The sequence below is a fragment of the Methanosarcina sp. 1.H.T.1A.1 genome, assembly GCF_000979295.1.
Lineage (GTDB): Archaea > Halobacteriota > Methanosarcinia > Methanosarcinales > Methanosarcinaceae > Methanosarcina.
The window spans coordinates 1-5,473 of the sequence record NZ_JJQY01000035.1; the positions used below are offsets into that span (position 1 = coordinate 1).

Genomic DNA, 5,473 nt, shown 5'->3' on the forward strand with positions numbered 1-5,473 from the left:
TACGAGATAGGAGTCCGTCTCGTGGGCTCGGAGATGTGTATAAGAGACAGGTCCACATACAATCCGAAGTTATTTTTAATTATGAGAATATCCCTATCCGAATAAAGGGAATAGTTCAGGATATTACTGAACGTAAAAAAGCTGAAAAAGCTCTGGTAAACCTTGAGATTGCCCGTAAAAAGGAAATTCATCACAGGATCAAGAATAACCTGCAGGTAATTTCGTCCCTTCTTGACCTTCAGGCTGAAAAATTCAACAACAGAAAATGTGTTAAGGATTCGGAAATTATGGAAGCCTTCAGGGAAAGCCAGAATAGGGTTCTATCTATGGCTCTTATCCATGAGGAACTGCATGAAGGAAGAGAAATCGATAAACTGAAATTTTCGCCATACCTTGAGAAACTCGCGGAGAACCTTTTCAAGACATACAGCCTTGGAAATGCCGATATCAGCTTAAGCCTGGACCTTGAAGAGAATGTTTTCTTTGATATGGATATTGCAGTCCCATTGGGGATAATTATTAATGAACTTATTTCCAATTCCCTCAAACATGCATTTGTAGATAGAGACAGAGGAGAAATCCGAATCAAGCTCTATAGAGAAAAAACCAGGGAATATATAAAAAATAGAACAGGAAGCAAAAAAGAAGAATTTAAGCTCACCAGTTTCGTTTTAGCAGTTTCAGATGATGGGATAGGTGTACCTGAAAGTTTTGATATGGAAAATCCCCACCGGCTCGGCATACAGTTGGTAATCGCCCTTGTAGACCAGTTAGAGGGTGAACTTGAATTAAAAAGGAATTCTGGAACTGAATTTATCATAAGGTTCACAGTGGAAGAAAATCAGTAAAAAAGAAAAGCAGTAAAAAAGAAAAGCAGTAAAAATCCGTATTTCGAGAAATTTGTTTACCTATCATCTTATTCCATGTTATATATCTAATATTTAGACGTATAATGTCCAACAATTACTTAAGTTTCCGGGAATCTTAACCCGAAACCGATTAAATGACTGATTTATCTGATAAAATGATTGATTTGATTGATTTAATAGTGTGATTAATAAGTGATGTCAATTGATGCTTCATTTTGATGCTTCATTTTTGGAGAGGTGACTGTCGGGAAAGCGGCGAGTGATTGAAAATCGGGGCAAAAGTTCCCGTCTAACCCGAATATGTGGAGAAATAAATAGAATTTTGACTTTACTTTTAAAAAGTTAAAAATTCTCGTACATATAACTTTCCGGAAGATGCAGAAAAATTTATGAATAAATTCAATAAACATTAGAAAAATTTGATGATTTATTTAAAAAATATGGGGTAAAAAGCAAACCAAGCATAAACTATAAATAGTATAGCTATAATTAGAGGGTTGCACTGGCGTAAGAGGTGCTCCCTGATGCAGCGGGGCAATAGGGTGGCATGCTAAGAAATTAGCCTTCCGTGGTGCAAAATACAGAGGTAGAGAGATAAGCAAAGCGGGCCCGTAGCTCAGTCCGGCAGAGCGACTGGCTTTTAACCAGTCGGCCTAGGGTTCAAATCCCTACGGGCCCGCCATGTTCTTTATTATAACCGGTGGATAGGCCATCCGCAGGAAATGTCCAGTAAGTTTTTTGAGATGCTTTATTTTTGGAGGAAAGGATTTGACAAAATTCAGCCTGCTTGACCATGAGTCAGTCCCAAAACATGAGATAATTGCAGAGGGCGAATTAAAGTCTGTTTTAAGCAAATTTTTAATTGAGAAGGAACAGCTTCCGAAAATTAAAGTGCAGGATCCTGTTAGTAAGGAAATAGGAGCTGCCGTCGGAGATGTTGTGAAAATCACAAGAAAAAGTCAAACTGCAGGGGAAGCAGATTATTACAGACTTGTGATTGAGTAAGCGGGGGGGAATTAAAACCGCTTGCATGATCACATTTTTTTCACTGAACATCTTTTTGAATCCCATGCACCATCGTACGGAAAGATTCAATAACTGCATAAAGATCTTAGGATCATCGTTTATTTATTTTCATTTTAACAAAGCAAAGAGGGTGCTATCATCGCGTTAGAAAGCAGTATACTGTCGCAGGCTTATTTTACACGGGACAAGATAGTGCAGCACCATATAGACTCATTTAACAAGTTTATAGATTACGGGCTGCAAAAGATCATAGACGAACAGAGAATTATAGAGACCGACATTGAAGACACCTATCTCAAACTTGGCAAGATCCGGGTAGAGCATCCGGTGGTAAAGGAGGCAGACGGGGCAATTGAGAAACTGTACCCCAACGAAGGAAGGCTCAGGAACCTTTCGTACTCAGGCCCCCTCTACTTGGAGATGAGTGTCGTAAAAGAAGGAATAGAGTCCGAAATAATAGAAGCAAAGATCGGGCAACTTCCTATAATGGTCAAATCCAAAATCTGCAACCTTCTTGGGCTTAGTGATACCGAGAAAGTTCGCTATGGAGAAGACCCTCTGGACCCCGGGGGATATTTCATCGTCGGAGGTACGGAAAGGGTAGTCATGACCCTTGAAGACCTTGCCCCCAACAAGATCCTTGTTGAGTACGGAGAACGTTACGGTGACTCTATAGAAGTTGCAAAGGTATTCTCCCAGAAAAGAGGATACAGGGCACTCGTAATAGTGGAAAGAGGGAGAAAGTCCCTGCTTGAAGTGTCTTTCCCTTCAATATCCGGCAGAGTGTACTTTATTACACTTATGAGGGCTCTCGGGATAGTAACTGACGAAGATATCGTAAACGCAGTTTCAAGTGATCCCGAAATTATTAAATTCATGCTGGAAAACCTTGAAGAAGCCGAAGTAGAAACCCAGGAAGAAGCAATCGAGAAGATTGGAGCAAGGGTTGCTGCAGGGCAGGCCAAGGAATACCAGATAAAAAGAGCAAACTACGTTATTGACAGGTATCTGTTTCCTCACCTCGGAAACGACATGAAAGAGAGGACTTCAAAAGCCCATTTCCTGGCAAGAATGGCTGAATCCTGTTTTGAGCTTGCACTTGGCAAGCGTACTGAAGATGACAAGGACCACTATGCAAACAAGAGGCTGAAACTTGCAGGTGACCTGATGGAAGACCTCTTCAGAGTATCCTTCAACAGGCTGGCAAGAGACATAAAGTATCAGCTCGAACGTGCAAACATGAGGAACAGGGAACTTAATGTTGCCACAATTGTAAGGGCAGACGTCCTGACTGACCGCCTGCAGCACCCCCTGGCAACAGGAAACTGGGTTGGAGGAAGGACCGGTGTTTCCCAGCTTCTTGACCGGAACGATTACATCTCTACCCTTTCCCACCTGCGCCGCGTAATTTCGCCGCTTTCCCGTGCCCAGCCTCACTTCGAGGCTCGTGACCTGCACGCAACTCAGTGGGGACGTCTCTGTCCTTCCGAGACCCCTGAAGGTCCAAATTGTGGTCTCGTGAAAAACTTTGCCCAGATGGTCGAACTCTCTACAGGAACAGAAGAGATAGAGAGCATAAAGAAAATGCTCTACGACCTTAATGTCGAAAAAATAGTTGTAAAGGTGCCCGAAATCCCGGCAAGAATAAAAGAAATATTACTTGATGAATTCGGGGAAGAGATTGTTGAAGAGTTTGAAGAACCTCCAGAACCCGAAAGCAAATACAAAGATGAGGACTTCTACGATTATTCAGATATGGATGACTCCGGATCAATGTTCGGTGACTGAGGGGTTGATGTCAGATGACTAAAGCAAAAGTATTCATAAACGGAGAGCTCGTCGGGACTCATGACAACCCTGCAGAACTCGCAGAAGAGCTCAGAAAGATGAGGCGGCAGGGGCTCATATCCAGGCAGGTCAACATAGCTCTTAATGATAACACCAGGGAAGTAATTATAAACTCCGATATGGGCAGGGCAAGAAGACCTCTCGTGGTTGTAGAAAAGGGAGTCCTGAAGGTAAATGATGAGCACATACAGAAACTGAAGAACAAAGAAATCAACTTTGATGACCTCGTAAAAGAAGGTTGTGTGGAGTATCTGGACGCAGAAGAGGAAGAAAATGCTTACATTGCACTCTATGAGTCTGACATTACCTCCAAGCACACCCATATGGAAATAGACCCTGAACTTATACTGGGCATCTGTACCGGAATGGTTCCCTATCCGGAACACAACGCTTCCCCACGTAACACCATGGGTGCAGCCATGATCAAGCAGTGCATCGGAGTATCCACAGCAAACCAGAAGCTCAGACCGGATACCCGTGCCCACGTCCTGCACTACCCGCAGAGGGCGATGACAAGGACAAGGACTTCCCTGTCAATCGGTTTTGATGACAGGCCTGCAGGCCAGAACTTCGTGGTTGCAATCCTGTCATACGAAGGGTATAACATTGAAGACGCTCTGATTTTCAACAAGGGTTCAATCGAGAGAGGACTTGGTAGAAGCCATTTCCTCAGGACCTTTGAAGGGGAAGAAAGGAGATATCCTGGTGGGCAGGAAGACAAGTTCGAGATCCCTGACTCCGAATACCGTGGAGCACGCAGCGCTGATGCGTATGCAAATCTTGACATCGACGGGCTTGTAAACCCTGAGACCCCCGTAGGTCCCAACGATGTGCTTATAGGAAAGACCAGCCCTCCGAGATTCCTGGAAGAGCCTTCCGACTTCGGGATTGCAGTTGAGCAGAGGAGAGAAAGCTCTGTTACCATGCGGTCCAACGAAACAGGGATTGCAGACACGGTAATTCTTACAGAATCCATTAACGGAACCCGCCTTGCAAAGGTAAAGGTAAGGGACGAGAGGATTCCGGATATCGGAGACAAGTTCGCTTCCAGGCACGGGCAAAAAGGCGTTATTGGCTTAAAAGTCCCGATTGCTGACATGCCGTTTACGGAATCAGGCCTGACTCCGGACCTGATGATTAACCCGCACGCAATTCCTTCACGTATGACTGTAGGGCACGTTCTGGAAATGATTGGTGGAAAAGTAGGTTCCATGGAAGGCAGAAGAGTAAATGCAACAGCCTTCTCAGGAGAAAAGGAAGACGACCTTAGAGAAGCCCTGAAAAAGCACGGCTTTGCTCACACCGGAAAAGAGATCTTCTACGATGGAGCAACCGGCAGGATGGTCCCTGCAGATGTCTTCGTTGGCGTGATCCTTTACCAGAAACTGCACCACATGGTCACATCCAAAATGCATGCAAGGTCCCGCGGACCTGTACAGGTGCTCACCCGCCAGCCGACCGAAGGCCGAGCAAGAGAAGGTGGTCTAAGGTTCGGTGAAATGGAGCGTGACGTACTGGTAGGGCACGGCGCGGCCATGTCCTTAAAAGAAAGATTGCTGGACGAGTCTGACAAAGTGGTGGAACTTGTCTGCTCGCACTGTGGAATGATTGCAACGTTCGACAAGCAGCGGAAAGTCTCTTTCTGTTCAGCCTGCGGTGCTGACACGGATATATACCTGTCTCTTATACACATCTCCGAGCCCACGAGACGGACTCCTATCTCGTATGCC

At 44.6% G+C, this 5,473-nt stretch carries 4 protein-coding genes and 1 tRNA gene; all 5 read left to right on the forward strand.

What is annotated here, in order from left to right:
- A partial coding sequence (locus tag EO95_RS03890; protein WP_162197341.1) for a sensor histidine kinase occupies positions 1 to 848 on the forward strand: 848 nt, incomplete at its 5' end.
- Positions 849 to 1,474: 626 nt separating this feature from the next.
- Positions 1,475 to 1,551 (forward strand) — tRNA-Lys (locus tag EO95_RS03895).
- Between the two features lie 86 nt (positions 1,552 to 1,637).
- Complete coding sequence (locus EO95_RS03900) at positions 1,638 to 1,874, forward strand: DNA-directed RNA polymerase subunit H (protein ID WP_048132370.1); 237 nt, start codon at positions 1,638 to 1,640, stop codon at positions 1,872 to 1,874.
- A 213-nt stretch (positions 1,875 to 2,087) separates the two neighbouring features.
- A complete protein-coding gene (locus tag EO95_RS03905; protein WP_048132366.1) occupies positions 2,088 to 3,683 on the forward strand; it encodes a DNA-directed RNA polymerase subunit B'' in 1,596 nt (531 codons plus the stop codon).
- A gap of 14 nt (positions 3,684 to 3,697) precedes the next feature.
- The coding region (gene rpoB, locus EO95_RS03910) for a DNA-directed RNA polymerase subunit B (RefSeq protein ID WP_048132368.1) at positions 3,698 to 5,473 on the forward strand (1,776 nt) is incomplete at its 3' end.